14 protein-coding genes and 1 pseudogene are annotated in these 17,002 nt (G+C 60.4%); 3 read left to right on the forward strand and 12 right to left on the reverse strand.

Annotated elements, in window-relative coordinates; genetic code table 11:
* Window positions 1-46: 46 nt before the first annotated feature.
* The 7 genes from ATY79_RS15515 to ATY79_RS15545 all read right to left on the reverse strand — a co-directional run bounded on the left by ATY79_RS15515 (window position 47) and on the right by ATY79_RS15545 (window position 8,726).
* Entirely contained in the window at window positions 47-1,438 is a 1,392-nt protein-coding gene (locus tag ATY79_RS15515) for an LLM class flavin-dependent oxidoreductase (protein WP_088704281.1), read from the reverse strand.
* 35 nt (window positions 1,439-1,473) lie between these two features.
* Window positions 1,474-2,451: an ABC transporter permease gene (locus tag ATY79_RS15520; RefSeq protein WP_088704282.1), complete on the reverse strand. Its 978-nt coding sequence runs from the start codon at window positions 2,449-2,451 to the stop codon at window positions 1,474-1,476.
* Window positions 2,452-2,453: 2 nt separating this feature from the next.
* Entirely contained in the window at window positions 2,454-3,473 is a 1,020-nt protein-coding gene (locus tag ATY79_RS15525) for an ABC transporter permease (protein ID WP_088704283.1), read from the reverse strand.
* Window positions 3,463-5,013, reverse strand: coding sequence for a sugar ABC transporter ATP-binding protein (locus ATY79_RS15530; RefSeq protein ID WP_088704323.1), 1,551 nt, complete (start codon window positions 5,011-5,013; stop codon window positions 3,463-3,465). The genes ATY79_RS15525 and ATY79_RS15530 overlap by 11 nt, the downstream gene beginning before the upstream one ends.
* Window positions 5,014-5,071: 58 nt before the next feature.
* A complete protein-coding gene (locus ATY79_RS15535; protein WP_088704284.1) occupies window positions 5,072-6,082 on the reverse strand; it encodes a sugar ABC transporter substrate-binding protein in 1,011 nt (336 codons plus the stop codon).
* Between the two features lie 119 nt (window positions 6,083-6,201).
* Window positions 6,202-7,254, reverse strand: coding sequence for an ABC transporter permease (locus tag ATY79_RS15540; RefSeq protein WP_088704285.1), 1,053 nt, complete (start codon window positions 7,252-7,254; stop codon window positions 6,202-6,204).
* Window positions 7,251-8,726 (reverse strand): sugar ABC transporter ATP-binding protein, encoded by a 1,476-nt coding sequence (locus ATY79_RS15545; RefSeq protein WP_088704286.1) that lies wholly within the window; start codon window positions 8,724-8,726, stop codon window positions 7,251-7,253. Before ATY79_RS15545 ends, ATY79_RS15540 begins: the two co-directional genes overlap by 4 nt.
* A gap of 232 nt (window positions 8,727-8,958) precedes the next feature.
* Here ATY79_RS15545 and ATY79_RS15550 point away from each other — a divergent pair, with 232 nt between their 5' ends.
* Both ATY79_RS15550 and ATY79_RS15555 read left to right on the forward strand, forming a co-directional pair.
* Window positions 8,959-10,002, forward strand: a complete 1,044-nt coding sequence (locus ATY79_RS15550) for a substrate-binding domain-containing protein (RefSeq protein ID WP_088704287.1) — start codon at window positions 8,959-8,961, stop codon at window positions 10,000-10,002.
* A gap of 73 nt (window positions 10,003-10,075) precedes the next feature.
* The gene (locus ATY79_RS15555) at window positions 10,076-11,275 is read left to right on the forward strand and encodes an acyl-CoA dehydrogenase family protein (protein WP_088704288.1); all 1,200 of its coding nucleotides are present in this window, start codon (window positions 10,076-10,078) and stop codon (window positions 11,273-11,275) included.
* Window positions 11,276-11,345: 70 nt separating this feature from the next.
* On the opposite strand, the gene ATY79_RS15560 is transcribed toward ATY79_RS15555, so the two are convergent.
* Entirely contained in the window at window positions 11,346-12,563 is a 1,218-nt protein-coding gene (locus tag ATY79_RS15560; protein WP_088704289.1) for an SfnB family sulfur acquisition oxidoreductase, read from the reverse strand.
* A 187-nt stretch (window positions 12,564-12,750) separates the two neighbouring features.
* A pseudogene (locus tag ATY79_RS15565) lies at window positions 12,751-13,370 on the reverse strand (ATP-binding cassette domain-containing protein); the annotation flags it as partial.
* Between the two features lie 109 nt (window positions 13,371-13,479).
* Here ATY79_RS15565 and ATY79_RS15570 point away from each other — a divergent pair.
* Window positions 13,480-13,917 (forward strand): hypothetical protein, encoded by a 438-nt coding sequence (locus ATY79_RS15570; protein WP_088704290.1) that lies wholly within the window; start codon window positions 13,480-13,482, stop codon window positions 13,915-13,917.
* 95 nt (window positions 13,918-14,012) lie between these two features.
* On the opposite strand, the gene ATY79_RS15575 is transcribed toward ATY79_RS15570, so the two are convergent.
* The 3 genes from ATY79_RS15575 to ATY79_RS15590 all read right to left on the reverse strand — a co-directional run bounded on the left by ATY79_RS15575 (window position 14,013) and on the right by ATY79_RS15590 (window position 16,928).
* Window positions 14,013-14,651, reverse strand: a complete 639-nt coding sequence (locus ATY79_RS15575) for a hypothetical protein (RefSeq protein ID WP_088704291.1) — start codon at window positions 14,649-14,651, stop codon at window positions 14,013-14,015.
* Window positions 14,652-14,958: 307 nt separating this feature from the next.
* A complete protein-coding gene (locus tag ATY79_RS15580; protein WP_088704292.1) occupies window positions 14,959-15,759 on the reverse strand; it encodes an inositol monophosphatase family protein in 801 nt (266 codons plus the stop codon).
* A 689-nt stretch (window positions 15,760-16,448) separates the two neighbouring features.
* The gene (locus tag ATY79_RS15590) at window positions 16,449-16,928 is read right to left on the reverse strand and encodes an Lrp/AsnC family transcriptional regulator (protein ID WP_088704294.1); all 480 of its coding nucleotides are present in this window, start codon (window positions 16,926-16,928) and stop codon (window positions 16,449-16,451) included.
* Window positions 16,929-17,002 lie beyond the last annotated feature (74 nt).

Genomic DNA, 17,002 nt, shown 5'->3' on the forward strand with positions numbered 1-17,002 from the left:
GCCGCACGCGTGAAGACGTCATGTTTTTTGCCACAGCTTCCTGTCCTCACATCGCAAGCTTCGTCGATGTGTTTGCGAGATTGCGATAGGTCGAACCTGGATGCGGTGCCTGCAGGCGCGGACCTGTGCCTGCGAGCTTTTCGCGAAGGGTTCCTGGTCGATACTCGCTCTTGTAGACGCCGCGTTTCTGCAGTTCCGGCACAAGGAGCTCGACCGTGTCCTCGAAGCTCTCCGGGGTGACCGCATAAGCAATGTTGAAACCGTCGACGTCGGTTTCCTCGACCCATTCCTGCATCAGGTCCGCGACCGTTGACGGTGAGCCGACAAAGACCGGCCCGAAGCCGCCGACGCCGACCCAGTCGGCCATTTCGCGCACGGTCCATTCCTTGCCGGGATCGATCGTTGTGAAGGTCTCGACGGCGGACTGCACGGCATTGGTATAGCGGTGGCGCAGCACCTCGTCAGGCCCGAACTGGCCAAAGTCGATGCCAGTCCAACCGGAGATCAGCGTCAGCGCGCCCTCGAGGGATGCGTATTGCCGGTATTCGTTGAACTTCCGCTGCGCTTGTGCGTCGGTTTCGCCGAGGATGACCGTCTGCAGATTGAAGGCAAGGATATCGCGCCGGTTGCGGCCGGCCCGCTCGGCGGCCTCGCGCACATTGGCAACATAGCGCTTGAGCACGGCTTTCGACGGTGCGGCAACAAAAATGCACTCGGCATGAGCGCCTGCGAAGTCCTTGCCCCGGCTGGAGGCACCCGCTTGATAGAGCACGGGCGTACGCTGGGGTGAGGGCTCGCTGAGATGGATCCCCGGCACCGTGAAATGCTTGCCCGAATGGCGGATGGGATGCACTTTGCGCGGATCCGTAAAGACACCTTTCTGACGGTCCCTTACGACGGCGTCTTCCTCCCAGCTGCCTTCCCAAAGCTTGTAGCAGACCTCGAGATACTCCTCGGCGAGGTCATAGCGATCATCGTGGTTGGTCTGTGCAGGCTGGCCGACATTCAGCGCGCCGCTGTTAAGGTAGGAGGTGACGATATTCCAGCCCACGCGGCCCTTCGTCAGGTGGTCGAGCGTCGAGATCCTGCGTGCAAAGGTATAGGGGTGTTCGAAGGAGAGCGATGCCGTCAGCCCGAAGCCGAGGTGCTCGGTCTCATAGGCCATGGTCGGGATGAGCTGCAGTGGATCGTTGACCGGCACCTGAGCCGAATGGCGCAGTGCCGCATCGACGTTGCCGTTCAGTACGTCGTAGACACCGAGCACGTCGGCGATGAAGAGCCCGTCGAACTTGCCCCGCTCCAAGGTCTTGGCAAGGTGGACCCAGTAGTCGAGATCCTTGTAGGTCCAGGATTTGTCGCGTGGATGGCGCCAGAGGCCGGGCGACTGATGTCCGACGCAATTCATGTCGAAGGCGTTCAGCCTGATTTCTCGGCTCATGTCAGAGTTCCTGCATTGGATTGGTTCGGCCGCGATCACGCGCCGACCGCTTTCTTGTTGATGAAGCTGAAGGCCAGCACTGCGAAGATGAGGCTGCCGGTGCCGACCTGCTGCCAGTAGAAGTTCAGCCCGGTCAGAAGCAGGCCGTTGGCGACGATGCTGAGAAGCAGAACGCCGAGTACGGTACCGGCGACATTCGGACGGCCGAATGGCGAGAAAGCCGTACCGATGAAGGTGGCGCCGATGGCGTTGAGCAAGAAGGCATTGCCTGAGGAGGGAATGTAAACCGTGACTGTCGATGTCAGAATGATCCCGGCGATTGCCGCGACCGTGCCTGCAAGAATGAAGGTGGCGGCGACATGCCGGCCAAGGCCGATGCCCGAATAGCGCGCGACGCTTGGCTGGATGCCGATCGAGACCACCACCCGCCCGAAGCGGGTGAGGGAAAACGAGACGGCGGCGCCCGCGATGACAGCCGCTGCGATCAGCAGCGGAACGGGGATGCCGGCAATCGTTCCATGGCCGAGAAAGCGAAAGGCATCGGGGACGGCTGTTGGCGGCAGATAGACAGGGTTGCCGCCATTCGTCAGCAACTGCTGGATACTGCGGCCGATGAACAGCGTGCCGAGTGTTGCCAAAAATGGCGAGACGCCGATCGCGGAGATGAGGATCGCATTGAAGGCTCCAACGAAACCGCCGGCCAGAAGGGCTGTAAGCAGCGCCAGCACGACGGGCTTTCCAGAAAGGACCAGAGATACAAAGGCGAAGCTTGCAAAATCGACTGCCGTGCCGACCGAGAGGTCGATCCCGCCGGCCGATACCGCAAGTGTCATGGCAATCGAGACGATGGCAAGAAGCGTAAAGTTGTTGATGAGAATGCTCCGCAGATTGCCCGTCGTCAGGAAGGTCGGAGCGGCGGCACAGAAGATCGAAAAGACGGTAATGAGGGCCAGTATCAGGCCGTAGCGGGAAAGACCGGCGAGGGATCGTCCGGCGGGAATTGAGGCGGACATGGTCAGATCTTTCGTTTGCGCAAAAGGGTCGTGGCGGAGACGACGATCAGGATCAGGAGACCCTGCACACCGCTGACAAGGGTGCTCGGCAGGTTCAGAAGCTGGAAGCCGTTGACGAGGAAGCCGACGAAGAGCGCCGATATCAAGGTGCCCGTGACGGTCGGCACAAGGCGACGCGAAAACACCGAACCAAGAAGGGCGGTGACGACGACGGGCAGAAGCATTTCCCCGGAACCCGTCGTACTGCCGCTGAGGTAGGAGACCGAGAGGATACCGGCCAGGCCACCGCACAGGCCGCTTGCGATAAACGCACCGGCAACAAGACGCTTGAAGGGTAGGCCCGCTGCACGGGCAGCGTCCGGAAATTCACCGACTGCGTAAAGCCGCAGACCAAGCGGCGTGTACTGGATGACTGCCGCCACAAATGCAGTAAGGCCGATGAGAATATAGGCGAGGATGGGTATGCCGAAGCCGTCGGACGTCGAAATCGCGGTCAATGCGTCGGTGGAGGCGGGTATCACGGTATTCTCAGTCAGAACCAGCTCGAGGCCGGCAACAACATTCATCACGGCAAGCGTTGCCAGAAGCGGTACGATGCCGGCGAGCACGACCGCGGCAGCATTGACGGCACCGATCGCAATCCCGGTGAGGATTGCAGCCGCGGCTCCGATCGCATCGCCGTAGCCGAGCTGAATGAGCGAAGCATAGACCGCAGCGCTCAACCCCATGTTTGCGGCAAGCGAGAGATCGATGCCGCCAGTGACGACGTTTGAACCGCCGGCGATCAGTACAATTGTCAAGCCGATCGCAAGAACGCCTGCGATGGTCGACTGACCGAGAACATTGCCAATGTTGCCGATTGTCAGGAAATAGGGGGCGGTCAGCGAGAAGATGACAAGAATGGAAGCAAAGGCGAGCAGCGAGCCGAAGCGAAGGGATACGGCCGCGAGATTGCCCTTCGCGCTCGGCGCGTCGCCGTCGGCATTGGCAGGCGGGCAAGCGAACTGAATATCAGCCGACATGGCGCAATCCTTCCGAAGCGCCGGTCGATGCCGCCAGTACTTCATCCGTCGTGGTGTCCGAGGAGGCGAATTCGCGCACGACACGCCCGCGGAAGAAAACGAGGATCCGATCGGTGATGCCGACAAGCTCCGGTAGATCAGAGGAAAGGACGATAACGCCAGCGCCACGGGCGGCGAGCTCTCCAATCAACGCGTAAATCTCCACCTTCGAGCCGATATCGACGCCGACGGTCGGCTCGTCCAGGAGATAGATTTCCGATTGTCGGCTCAGCCATTTGGCAATTGCGACCTTCTGCTGGTTGCCGCCGGAAAGCGTGCGCACCAGAGCGTCTCGTCCAGCCGTCTTGATCTGCAGGCGCCGGATGAGATCGTCGGTGTCGGAACGTTCACGCTTGCGCTTCAGGAAGCCGAAGCGGGTATATCGCGCGAGGCTTGACAAGGTGATGTTCTCGCGGAGGCTGAGATCGAGACCCACGCCATGGCCGCGGCGATCCTCCGGCACCAGTGCGACGCTTTGCTCGACGGCCTCAATGGGATTGCGCAGCTGTACGATCTTGTTTCCCATCTCGATCCGGCCGGATGCTGCCTGTTCCAGTCCGAAGAGCGTGCGGATGAGATCCTTCGCGCCGGATCCCAGCAGGCCGGTGATGCCGAGCACCTCGCCACGGCGGAGCGTAAAGCTCACCTCAGCGTAGCGGTTTGGTGCCGCGAGGGTCTCGACCTTGAGGATTTCGGCACCCGGTTCGACATGCGATTTGGGGAACATCTCGTTGATATCGCGCTCGATCATCAGGCCAGCGATGGCCTTCGCCGATGTTTCGGCGATCGGCAGCGAGGCGACATCGAGGCCGTTGCGCAACACTGTCACATGGTCGCACAGTTCCTCGATCTCATTGAGATAGTGGGAGATGTAGATGATGGTGACGCCTTCATCGCGAAGGCGTCGGATCAGCCGGAAGAGCGTTTCGGCCTCACGCCGGACCAGCGCTGCCGTCGGCTCATCGAAGACCAGCACTTTTGGCTGATTGAGCAGGGCGCGGGTGATCTGGACGATCTGCCGTTCGGCGGTGGAAAGCTCGCTGATCAGGGCATCTTTCGGCAGCCGCAGGCCGAAATAATTTAAAAGGATTTCGTCTGCTCGCCGTTGCATGGCGCGGCGATCGAGAAACGGCGTCCCGGAAAGGCGGATCTCGCGGCCGAGAAAAAGCGCTTCCCCGACGGTGAAGGTCGGCACCAGCAGCCGGTCCTGATGGATGAAATGGATGCCAAGCTCTTCGCACAGATGCGGGGTCAGGCTCTCATAGCCGCGCCCTTCGACTTCGATGTGCCCTTCGTCGGGTCTATGCAGGCCGGCAAGGATTTTAATGAGTGTCGATTTGCCGGCGCCGTTCTGACCGACGAGGCCATGCACGGTGCAGCGTCGCACCGCAAGCGAGGCGCCTTGAAGCGCCTGCGCGCCACCAAAGCGTTTCGCGATCCGGTCAAAACGAATGATGTCGTCGTCATGCTCGGCCGTTTCAGCAGCAGGGGGTGCGGTCATCTTACTCACCGTTGAGAGAAAAAATGCGATGCGATCTCGCCGCATCGCGAGACCGATGTCAGCCGATGCCAAGCTTCCTGGTAATCTCACCGACGTTCTGCTTGTTTGCGAGGAGAGCTGGAACATAGGTTTCGCGTGGCAGGCTTTGCCCGGCCAGCAGCCTGGCGACGTTGCGGATGGCGACGCGACCGATCTCGGCCGGCTGCTGGGCAGCATCGGCACCTGCGGGAGATTTGGGATCGGCAACGAGCTGCAGAACCTCCGGGCTGCCGTCGACGCCGTAGGTTTTAATCTCGTTGCGACCGGCCGCGGCAATCGCCTGCGTTGCGCCCAGTTGCGGAATATCCCAGGCCGACCAGACGGCTTTGATCGAACCCTTTTGCGGATACTTGTTAAGGATCGCTGTGATCTGGGTGAACGCGTCCTGAACGGTGTTCGGGATAACGTCGCGCAGTTCCGGTTGAAGGATCTTCACCTTCGGGAAGTACTTGATGACGTTGACCAGCTGGTCGTAGCGGATGGCGCAGGGTGTGACGCCGTAAAAGCCATTGAAGACGACGACGTTGCCTTCGCCGCCGATGTCGGACACGAGTTGCAAGGCGAGATCCTTGCCGATGCCCCAGTTGTCCGAGGTCGTGTTGTTAAGCGAATTGGTCGAGCCGACATCGACGGTCAGCACCGGAATGCCGGCGTCGCGAGCCTTCTTCAGCCACGGGTCGATGACGCTGAGCGTGCCGAGAATCTGCACAAGCGCGTCGGGTTTTTGTGCAACCAGCGTCTGCAGCTGGGCGATCAGCTTGCCGTCGTTGCGTCCGGCGTCGACGGCAATCGGCTCACCGCCAAGCCGTTTTACCTCTTCGATCTGGGCGTTATAGACCTGCAGATCGAAATAGTGGTCGGTGCCGGTGGCGCTGATCGCGACGCGCTTGCCTTTCAGGGAAAGGCCGTCTTCTGCAGCACTTGCTGATGCCGAAGCAAAAACGCCCGCGCCTGCAAAAGTTGCCCCGGCGACCGCCGCAAGCTTCAGGATTTCGCGGCGGCCGAAGCCGGATGCAGTTTCTTCAGTCATGAAAATAGCCCTCTCGTTTGCCATTAATCCATAAAATATATGGATTTGTATCATTAAGGAGAAACTTCATTCCAAAAGCGCCGCCTGACAGGAAAATTTCGCAAGGTTGCAGTCAGTCCTCAGCGATCCAGGTTGCGGCCAAGACCGTAGGTAAGGGTCAGGGCGCCAACCAGAACCGCACCCTTCACGAAGTCCTGTGTGTAGTAGGGCGCGTTCAGCATCGTCAGTCCGTTCAAGAGCACACCAACGAAGACCGCTCCCACCAGGGTTCCAAGCACGTTGGGGCGGCGAAGGTTGAGGACGGCAAAACCGATCAGAGCAGCAGCCACCGCATCCATCAGCAGCGAACCGCCGGATGATACGTCGCCGCGCCCGACGCGGGCAGCGATGACGACACCGCCAAGCGAGGCGAGCGTTGCTGAAATCACATAGGCAAGCGTCTTCAGTCGCTCGGGAGATGCGCCCGCCAGCCGTGTCGCCACCTCGTTGCCGCCGGTTGCAAACATGAGACGGCCAATGCGCGTGCGTTCGGTGAGGACATAGAGAACAAGGGTTACGAGTCCCATCAGCAGGACCGAGACGGGCAACGTGCCGAGGAAGCTGTACCGGCCGATGAGGAGAAAGGCTGGATCATAAGCCCCTGCCGCCTTCGAGCCATCCGGCAGAACCAGGCCGGCCGAGATCGATCGGCCCGCTGTCGGAATGAGCTGCAAGCCGGACAAAAGGAACATCATGGCAAGCGTCGCCAGCAGATCGGGTACACGCAGGCGCACGATCAGGAACGCGTTGACCAGTCCGATTGCAGCGCCGAAGGCCAGCACCAAAGGTACCGTCGCAAAGGCATCAAGCTGCCAGACGATCATGGCGTAGCTTGCGGCCATGACACTCGAGGCGGCGATGGCGCCGATCGACAGGTCGAAGCCACCGACAGCCAATGTTACCGTGACGCCGGCTCCGAGGATCGCGACGACGGAGACTGCCTGCAGGATGCTCATCAGATTGCCGATGTTGATGAAGGCGGGCTCCGCAAAGGCAAAGCCGCCAAGCATAAGCCCGAGCAGAATGAAGACAGCGCCCGAGCGCAGGAACACGCTGGCGCTGCGGATATCTCGATGATTGCCTTCAGGCGTGCCTGCTTCTTCTGGCTGTGCGGTCTCGCCGATCGTCGTCATGCGTATGTCCCCTGAATGGCTCTGCTGGCGGTTGCGATTGGCCGCAGCGTATGGCGATCGATGCCCAGGATCCGGTCGGCGACCTCATAGGCCTCCTGCGGATCGGAGGTTGCGATCAGTGTGGCGCGATCGGTACGGGCCCTGATCGTCTCGATGATGTCGCGGCGTGCGCCGACATCGACGCCCTGGAAGGGCTCGTCGAGCAGAAGCAGTCGGCTTGGTTCGGCCTCCCAGCGGGCGATTACAGCCTTTTGCTGGTTGCCGCCGGAAAGGCTCCAGACGGAGGCAAAGGGATCCGAAGCCTTGATCCCGAGACGGGAAATTGCCTGCGTTGCCTCGCGTCGTTCGCGGTCGCCGACGAGAAAGCCCCGGCGATACCACTTCTTTAGGTGCGGAAGGCTGACCGTGGCTGCAAGTGGATGCCCCGGCCAACCGGCAGGCATCAAGGATGAGCGGTGGCGGTCTTCCGCAGCCATTGCAACGCCAGCTGCAATCGCCTCTGCCGGTGATCGCGGCGCATGCGGTTGCCCGTCGAGCAACATCTTGCCGCCTGCCAGCCGGCTCACGCCGAAGATGGCCGACAGCAGCCGGCTCTTGCCGACACCGAGTGCGCCGGTGACCGCGACAACCTCTCCTTCCCGGATCGTCAGATCGAAGGATTGGCTTGTCGCCAGGAGCCGTGCGTTGCGCATCTCAAGGACCACCGGTCCAGCCTGGCCGCGTGCATCCGGACGTGCCGCTTCCAGCCGACGGCCGATCATTGCTTCGATGGCGCTCGAGAAGTCGATCGGTCGGCGAAAGCTGCGGACCACCCGACCGCCGCGCATGACAAGGGCTCGATCTGCGACGGCTTTAAGGTCGGCGGTGCGATGGGATATGTAGAGGATCGCAAGGCCCTTTGCGCGCAGTTGCAGAAGTATATCGAATAGTCGGCGGCTTTCGTCGCCGGAAAGGCTGGCAGTCGGCTCGTCGAGGATCAGCAGATCAGCCCTGTCTGCGAGCGCGCGAGCGATGGCCACAAGCTGGCGGTCCGCCGCAGCGAGGTCGCCGAAGTCGCGATCGAGCGGCAGGGAAAAGCCCGCAGCATCGAGCATTGCCTGCGCCTGGCGACGAAGGCTGCTGCGCGAGACGAAGAACGGTGTGCGGCGCGCGGCGAAGCGATGCAGGAGCAGTGCGTCCGCAACCGTGAGCCCTGAGGCGCCGATGATATCCGTCGATTGATGAACGGTCGCTATACCGGCATCGCTGGCCTTAAGGGGCGTACGGGGAGCGAAGGCGTGTCCGTTGAGGCGGATCTTGCCGCCGTCTGCGGCAAGCACCCCCGACAGGATTTTAACCAGGGTAGACTTTCCCGCACCGTTGGCGCCCATCAGTGCCACGATCTCTCCCCGGTCGATGGAAAGATCGATCCCCGTCAGCGCGCGCGTTGCGCCGAAACTGCGGGTCAGGTTTTCTATGTGAAGAAGTGGCATCGCTTGTCGTCCGATCAGCCTTGAGCGCGCTGATATTGGCCTGGAGGATGGGCGAACTTCCAGGCAAGCCTTTGCCGGGCAGGCCTTGCGAGCGAAACAAAGAATCTCTGCGTGCTCGCAAAATCGGATGATTTAATCTACTAAAAGTATAGAGTTTATATTTAATAGATCGAGCGTCGCCGGAACCGGCCTTCCGTCAGACGACGCTTTCGATTGTTTAAAGGATGCGACGATGAAACTTCTTGCCCGGCTGGCCCTGAGCGCTGCCATCCCCCTTTGCGTCTCCGAGGCGGCCCTTGCCGGAGGCCTCGCCGGTGCGCCGGCTCCCTTCGACAAGGGTGGCGTCAAGATTGCACTGATCAGCTACATTTCCGCTGGCGACTTCTTCCAGGCCTATCAGGCTGGCGCCGAAGCGCAGGCGAAGTCGCTCGATGTCGATCTGCGTGTCTTCCCGGGCCGCCAGGACGCAGCCGAACAGCGCGAACAGGTGTTGCAGGCGATCAACCTTGGCGTATCCGCCATCGTGATCGATCACGGCCTGCCGGAATCCTTGGGGGACGTCACCCAAAAAGCGCTGGACAAGGGCATCAAGGTCGTCGCGTTCGACGTAAACCTCAATAATCCAAAAATCCCTGAGGTCGAGCAGAGCGATCACGAGCTTGCGCAACTGGCCCTCGATCAGGCAGCGAAGGACAATGGCAAGAGTTTCAATGCCGGCTACGCCTATGTCGCCGGCTTCGCGCCGCTCGACCGCCGCAACGAGGTTTGGGAGAAGTTCAGATCGGAAAATTCCGGCGTCGTGGAGAAGGCGCGGTTTGGTGTCGTCAACGATACGACAGCAACCTCGACAGCGGATCAGGCGAAGGCCGTTCTTTCGGCCAATCCCGATATCAAAGTCGTCTTCGCGCCTTATGACGAATTTGCGCGCGGCGTGAAGTTGGCGGCAAACGATCTCGGCATTGCCAAGACGCTCAAGATCTATTCCGCCGATGTTTCGACTGCAGACATTCAGGAGATCACGGAAGAGGGCAGCCCCTGGGTGGCAACCGTTGCGACCAATCCGGCAGTCGTCGGGGCCGTGTCCGTTCGTGCGGCGGCGCTGCAGGTCGCGGGCCAGGAAATTCCCCATCAGATCACCGTCAAGCCGACATTGCTGACACAGGAAAGCTTGCGCGCGGCCGGCGTCAAGACGATCGAGGAGCTGGCTGCGAAGGTGCCGGCCTTCAGCACGAGTGACGCTGCGACCGCAAGCTGGATTCCCGACAAGCTTTTCTAAGCTGTCTGCCTCGATCCTTCGGCGGGGCAACGGTGCCCTGCCGGTGTCATGTCAAGAATCGGAGTCCGATCCCATGAGCCAGCCCAACGTGCTCTTTGCCACCAATCGCAATACCAGCCGAGAGGATCTATTCTCCCGCGCCGAGATCATTTCCGCCGATCTCTCCAGGCGCGCTGCCGACCTTGATCGTGAGGGGCGCCCACCGCTTGCCGAGATCGTCAAACTCAAGAGTTCTGGCCTTTTGAATGCCCTCCATGCGCCAGAGATCGGCGGCGGCGGACTGGACTGGGTGGACGGTTTGAGGCTTACGCGCATTCTCGCACGCGGCGAAAGCTCAATCGGCCAGCTGCTCGGCTATCACTTCGTCAACAGCCAGTACGTCTACTGGGCATTCGACCAGGCCCGCGCCCGCATTCTAGGGGCGGAGACGGCCGCCAAGAACTTCTATTGGGGAGCCGCCGTCAATCCGCGCGATCCCGGCCTTGTCCTGACGCGTCGCGGCAGTGGTTATGTGCTCAACGGTCGCAAGTCCTTCTCTACGGCGGCGCACGTCTCCGATTACATCAACGCCAATGCGAGCCTGGACGACAAGATCGTTGGCTTTGCGGTCCCGACAAGCCGCCCAGGCTATACCGCCAATGACGACTGGGACAATTTCGGCCAGCGCCTGTCCGACAGCGGCAGTGTCGAGTTTCACGACTTCCCCGTCTACGAGGAGGATTTCGTCGATGCGCCCGATGCAGCGCCGTCCGTGCTCGCCACTTTCAATACGCCGCTGATCCAGCTTGTCTTCGTCAATTTCTATCTCGGTACGGCCGAAGGAGCGCTGCAGGCAGCGATCGACTACGTCAAAACGACGACCCGACCGTGGGTGACGTCAGGCGTCGAGCGCGCTGCCGACGACCCCTACATTCTCGAGCGCATCGGCGAGTTCACGGCAGCGCTGAAAGCATCGGCGGCACTGGCGGACGCCGCCGCGGCAGCCGTGCAGGCGGGCCTCGCCAGAGGGCATCATGTGACGGAGCGCGAGCGTGGCGAAGCCGCCGCTGAGGCCTATGCCGCCAAGGTCCATGCGACCCATGTCTCGCTCGACATCACGTCGCGCATCTTCGAGCTGACAGGTGCGCGCTCGACGGCGGAGCGATATCGGTTCGATCGTTTCTGGCGAAATGTGCGCACGCACACCCTGCATGACCCGGTCTTCTACAAGGCCAAGGAAGTCGGTGAATTCGTTCTGAACGACAAGATTCCTGAGGTCAGCCTCTACAGTTGAAGCGCGTCATCCTGATTAAGCAAAGCCCCATTCCCGCCGCGGGAATGGGGCTTTGTTCTGGTTGATCCTTTTACAAGGCGCCACTCTTGGGCGGTATGACGCCGTTCAGGTGATAATTGCCGACGACGTGGTTCTTCCAACGCACTGGATCGTGCAGCGTGTGGGTTCGAGCATTGCGCCAGTGCCGATCGAGATTGAGATCGAGTTTCACGGATGCTGTGCCGGAAAGTTCGAAGAGGGTATTGGTGGCTTCAAGGGCGATCTCGGTCGTCAGAACCTTTGCGGCCGCCACCGCAAGCGTCGCCGCCACGACCTTCTCCTCCGTCATGTCGATCTGTGCTGCATCCACTTTGCGGCCGGCCCGCTCGATCGTCGCCGCTGCAGCCTCCAGCCGAATGGCAATCTGGCCGATCCTGGCGATCGTCAATGGATCGTCCGAGGCGCGGTCGACGCCGCTATTCGTCCAGGGGCGCGACCTGGTCCGCACGAAGTCGAGTGTTTCGTTGAAGGCAGCGCGGGCTATACCGAGATCGATGCCGGCATGAATGATCTGCCCGACAGAGCCGATGGTCGTCGGACGCTCAAACCCTTTTTGATGCTGCACGACGGAACCTGCGTGGACGTAGACATTGTTGAGAACCGTCGTGCCGCTGCCGGTGACGCGCTGACCAAAGCCGTCCCAGTCGTCGACGATCTCCACGCCCTCGGTGCCCTTCGGCACGAAGGCCATGACCAGCCGCTCTTCCTCATTGAGTGCGAAGATCGTGATCCAGTCGGCAAACAGGACGCCCGTCGAGTAGTATTTCTGCCCGTTGATGCGGTAGCCGATACCATCGCGCTTGATGCGGGTATTGTAGTGGCCGACGGTCTTTGTGCCGCGCTCCGAAAGAGCATTGCCGAAGCGGTCGCCGGCAAGCGCGCGACCGAAATAAAACTGCTTCTGCTCTTCCGTTCCGTCGGTGCGCAGCGCCTCCAGGATGTAGAAATGGTTTTGCGGAATCTGACCAATCGAGCCGTCTGCTTCGGAAAGAATTGCAGTGATCTCGGCGAGCACCGAATTGGACACGTCGAGCCCGCCATACTGCTCGGGAACCGTGATACCAAGCAGGCCGGATTGCGACAGGGCGTCGATCTCGGCGAAGGGGAGCAGCCTCTCACGGTCTCGCCTTGATGCGCTTGTCTCAAACCGCTTGGCAAGCTCCTGCGCGACAGCAATCGCCTGCTGTTCATTCTCAAGAGAATTCGCTGCGGATCGGTCCGCTACGAGGTGGTGCAGTTGCGCGTTCATGGCTGACTCCCGTTCTGTTTGGCGTCACCATGCAGCATCCGGGGAGGGGCTTCGAGGTAAGACTTTTCCAATTTGCCGGCCGTGGCGGCTGTGTATTTCTTAGTCCATAGAATTAATAGATTGTTGGCTTGAATGCGGTCCCTGGACCAGGCGATCTTGGTCCCGCACCAATGACCAATGCCGTTGTCTAGAGGATGTAGCTGATCGGGTCATTGCTGACCGGATGCGCAAAGACGCCCATCTCCATATCGAAGACCGATTTCAGGACATCGGAATCACGATCCTGGCAGGCGCGCCGTGTGCGAAGACGCGGCCATTCTTCAGGGCCACGATTTCATCGCTGTAGCGGGCGGCCAGATTGATATCGTGGAGGACGACGACGATTGTCAGCCGGCGCTCGTGGCTGAGTTCGCAAAGCAGCGCCAGAACCCCGTCCTGGTGCAGAAGGTCCAGCGCAGAGGTCGGCTCATCGAGAAGCAGGCATTGCGCATTCTGCGCCAGCATCATCGCAATCCAGGCGCGCTGCCTTTCGCCGCCGCACAGGTGGGCGAGCGAGCTCAATGCAAAACGCTCAAGATCGGTGCGCTCGATGGCTTCGTCGACCAGTTTGTGATCTTCGCTGGTAAACCGGCCGAGCGTCCCGTGCCAGGGAAAGCGGCAGAGCGCCACCAGTTCGCGAACCGTCATGCCGTCGGTTGCCCGCGTAAACTGCGGCATGTAGGCGACCTGCCGGGCAAAGGTTCTGCCGCCCCAACGTGCAAGCGCTTCTCCTTTCAGGTCGATAGCGCCGGCGGTCGGCGCGATCTTCAATAAATCCTTGCCAAGCTATCTTGATTGGGCTTCCCCGTCCCCTAGCTCAATTACACAGGGCGTACGCGAACGGGGCTACGCAGATTTCAGCCGAATGGAGCCCGCCATGAAACATCAGACATTGGAGCAACTGCAGAATATTGCGGATATCGACCAGACATATCCGCACCGCATCATGTCGCGAACCGAACGTCTCGAGCGCTGGGTGGAGCTTCTCGAGCTTAGTCCGCATCGACGACTGGCGACCCTCTACCAGACGGAGCATCAGCCGACATCAGTCTTATCGCTCCTGCGTAGTGATAACTCGCCGATTTCGGTCGCCTTCGAGGATCCGATCCTGCGGGCTGCCGGATTGGAAGATGACACCTACGGTCAGGCCAGAAAATTCTTCAGTCTCACCGACGGTGAACTACACAATATTCTTTGCTATTGCCATTTCGGCGCGACGGTCAACGCCGCAACGGCAGCCCATCATGTGCGGGGAATTCTCGGCGCTGAACGGCCGGGATTGTTCTCTCGCTTGCGGGCACTGTTCATATCCTGACCAGAAACGCGGTCGGGCTCGATCGGACGCCTGAGCTGTTTTACCTTGGGCCGCCGGCTGGCGGCCTTCTGTTTGAAATCTTCAGCCAGCACCAGTCATTCTGCATCGTTGCCGGATAGCCCCGTCTGCTGCTCAAGATTGCTGAGGCACGCATCGTTGTGGGCGAAGCGGAGAATGCTGTAGACGGCCAATCCCGCGTCCTCGCTGCCGGAAATGGTCACGCTGGCAGATTGGGCATTTTGAAACTTTGTGCTCAGGTTGTCCCATTGCTCGAAGATCTGTCGCTCCTGGGCAATGACCGCTTCCTTGAACATTCCGTCCTTTTCGAACTTGGACGCAGCGACATGGTCGATCTTCTCGTCTGCGGGACCAAATTGGGAGGCGAGTAAGGAAGCCGCTTCCTTGTAGACTTGGCGCGTCGTGGTGCCACGCTGATCATCGTCGATGTAGCGAGAAACGGCAACGACGTTGCAGATTCCCATCCCGCTGACATAGGCGAGCACATACTGGTCGTAGAGGTCATTTCCGTCCGGCAAGCTGCTGCACGAATATTGTCCTGTCGTATCCGGCTGATTGCCGTAGATCGGCTTGCAACCGAGCGCGGAGGGCAGGGCATCCTGTGAAACGCCAAATGGACGGAAGGCAGGAGTTGACGTCTGAGCCGGCGATATGGACGCGGTGACAGTTGCAGTCGCCGCGAGAGCCACGGACGTCAGAATATCGATCAAGGCCATCGAATCTCTCCCGAATAAGATCGGGCAATATCACAGCATCGGGTATCGGAAACCCGGCATAGATGTAGATAGGGTGTGGCAGGGTGACTTTCCACAGCCTTTCGCCTTGGCCCGATGGTCGGCACCATCGCAATTCCTTTGGGACGCGCAGCGTCGTTCGGATCCAGGAGAAGCTCCCACACGAGCCCCGATGGGTTTTTCGGGGCCGGTAGGCCCTGGCCTGCAGATATCGCCACCGCACTCTTTAAGGCGAAGGCATCGGCCATGCCACTCCTGGCGCGACCGGCCGTCGGTCGATGAAGAGGGATCAGATACAGGCGATCTTGCGCAGATCGTCGATCGCACCGGGCGCGGCAGCAAGCGCGGGTGCGCCCTTCGTCAGCCCTTCCCCTGCCGTGGGAAAAGGATAGTACCAACCGCCTGCTTCCTTCACGAGGCAGTACCCGGCAATGCAATCCCAGGCATGCATGTACGGCTCGTAATAGCCGACGAGACGGCCTGCTGCGACATAGGCAAGCATCAGGGCGCCCGATCCATTGCGGATGAAATTGCCGCCCGCCTCCAAAAGGCGTTCCACGATCCCAGCCACAAGAGCCGGCGTGACATGGTTGTTGGCGCCGATGCCGGTAACGGCGTTTCGAACAGTCCGCGACGCATCCAGCGACAGCTTCTGGCCGTTCAGCCTTGCGCCCTTGCCCAGTGCTGCAGCATAAAGCTCGTCGTGGCATGGTGCGCAGATGACACCGACAACCGGCACGCCGTCATGCAACAGGCCGATGGAGACACACCAGTTCGGCATGCCGTTGACGAACGGGCTTGTGCCGTCGATCGGATCGACGACCCAGGTAAACCCGGAGCTGCCTTGTTCAAGTCCATGCTCCTCGCCGAGCACGCCATCGGTAGGGAAGGCTTCCTTGAACCGGGCGCGGATCAGGTTTTCGACATCCCGATCGGCGATCGAGACGACATCCTGCGGATCGCGTTTGGTTTCGACGACCAGTGTGTCGCGGCGTTTGAAGTAATCGAGCGCCATTGCTCCTGCTTCGCGGGCCACAGCTTCGGCAAGCCCAAAACGTGCTTCGAGCCCGGGTACGACATGGAATGTCATAAAAATCTTTCCTTGATGAAATGCGGCCGCTCAGCCGCCAGTGATGGCAATCTTGCGATCCTTGAAGCCAATTTCCAAGTCTGTCAAAGGCGTCAGGTGCCCTTTCCACCGAGGAAAGATGACAACCAAGCCGTTGCTGGTTCTGATTTCATACTCCACGTGATCGCCAAGATAGGCAGTGTCAGTATCCTTCTGGCTGAAAGGCGCCACCGCTTAAGCGGTGAGATCCGGCTCTCAGGGCCAGGCCGTATTAGCTTGTTTCTGCGTTCGGCTTTTTTTCAGAAATGGCGCCGGCGCGATGCGCGCGCGGGGAGATGTCGGTAAGGCGTTTGAAGAAGCCGCTGAAATACGCCGGATCGGAAAAGCTGAGCGCTTCGGCAACTCCGGCGACCTGTAGTCCCGAGCCGTCCAGCAGATTGACGCCTCGGAGACGGGGCGGCCCCGTCAGTATCTATCCGGATGGCTATGGCGCAAAGCCAACCGCATGCCGCTGACGTCGCTTTCGCCAATCCCTGACCTTACCAGGATTGCGCAGGCGAGCCGGGCGCAGGCCGAAAGGGTTGAACGCGGGCAGCGCGTCGTTCCGGTTTCCATCCGGCCAAGGCCGTGGACGTGGCGAGCACCGCCAGCGTTGTCGCCGCCGCTGGTTTGTAGAGAAAAACACTGGCGTCGATGCGCGCCGGTCCCAATCAGTCGTCGGTTGCACCTGAAAGCGGGACGAAGAGCCCAAGCTTTACGTCGCGAAGTACCACATTGGTATGCATGCGCCGGATCTGAGGGTTTTCCGCCATGATCAGGGCTGCGATGTCGTCATAGTGCTCGACGTCACGGGCGGTGACGATGGCAATGAGATCCACGGCTCCCGTAACATAGTAGACCTGCTGGATGTGATCCTGCTTTTCCGCCCAGAGCCGGAATTTCGCCAGTGCATCGTAATTGTCCCGCTCAATTTCCATGCCGACGATAAACACCATGGGCGTGCCGGTTGTCTTGCGCTCGACAATCGCCACCTCCGCCTTGATGATCCCCTCTTCGCGCAGGCGCTTCAGACGGCGTTGAACCGCCGAGGTGGAAAGACCGACGTCGTCGGCAATGCTCTCGGCGGTGAGCTGGCAGTTACGCTGCACGAGTTGCAGAATGTCGCGGTCAAAGTGATCCAGTTTTTCCATTTTTGTCTCCTTCGACGCACGAGCGGCAAACTGCTTCGTTCATTCTATCCGAAAACACGCAATGAGAAGAGATT

Source organism: Rhizobium sp. R693 (assembly GCF_002211315.1).
Lineage (GTDB): Bacteria > Pseudomonadota > Alphaproteobacteria > Rhizobiales > Rhizobiaceae > Rhizobium.

Coding starts and splice junctions, on each gene's coding strand:
- ATY79_RS15560 (WP_088704289.1), bottom strand. CDS start 12,563: ATGAACGCGCAACTGCACCACCTCGTAGCGGACCGATCCGCAGCGAAT.
- ATY79_RS15535 (WP_088704284.1), bottom strand. CDS start 6,082: ATGACTGAAGAAACTGCATCCGGCTTCGGCCGCCGCGAAATCCTGAAG.
- ATY79_RS15575 (WP_088704291.1), bottom strand. CDS start 14,651: ATGGCCTTGATCGATATTCTGACGTCCGTGGCTCTCGCGGCGACTGCA.
- ATY79_RS15555 (WP_088704288.1), top strand. CDS start 10,076: ATGAGCCAGCCCAACGTGCTCTTTGCCACCAATCGCAATACCAGCCGA.
- ATY79_RS15530 (WP_088704323.1), bottom strand. CDS start 5,013: ATGACCGCACCCCCTGCTGCTGAAACGGCCGAGCATGACGACGACATC.
- ATY79_RS15525 (WP_088704283.1), bottom strand. CDS start 3,473: ATGTCGGCTGATATTCAGTTCGCTTGCCCGCCTGCCAATGCCGACGGC.
- ATY79_RS15590 (WP_088704294.1), bottom strand. CDS start 16,928: ATGGAAAAACTGGATCACTTTGACCGCGACATTCTGCAACTCGTGCAG.
- ATY79_RS15550 (WP_088704287.1), top strand. CDS start 8,959: ATGAAACTTCTTGCCCGGCTGGCCCTGAGCGCTGCCATCCCCCTTTGC.
- ATY79_RS15515 (WP_088704281.1), bottom strand. CDS start 1,438: ATGAGCCGAGAAATCAGGCTGAACGCCTTCGACATGAATTGCGTCGGA.
- ATY79_RS15545 (WP_088704286.1), bottom strand. CDS start 8,726: ATGCCACTTCTTCACATAGAAAACCTGACCCGCAGTTTCGGCGCAACG.
- ATY79_RS15540 (WP_088704285.1), bottom strand. CDS start 7,254: ATGACGACGATCGGCGAGACCGCACAGCCAGAAGAAGCAGGCACGCCT.
- ATY79_RS15520 (WP_088704282.1), bottom strand. CDS start 2,451: ATGTCCGCCTCAATTCCCGCCGGACGATCCCTCGCCGGTCTTTCCCGC.
- ATY79_RS15580 (WP_088704292.1), bottom strand. CDS start 15,759: ATGACATTCCATGTCGTACCCGGGCTCGAAGCACGTTTTGGGCTTGCC.
- ATY79_RS15570 (WP_088704290.1), top strand. CDS start 13,480: ATGAAACATCAGACATTGGAGCAACTGCAGAATATTGCGGATATCGAC.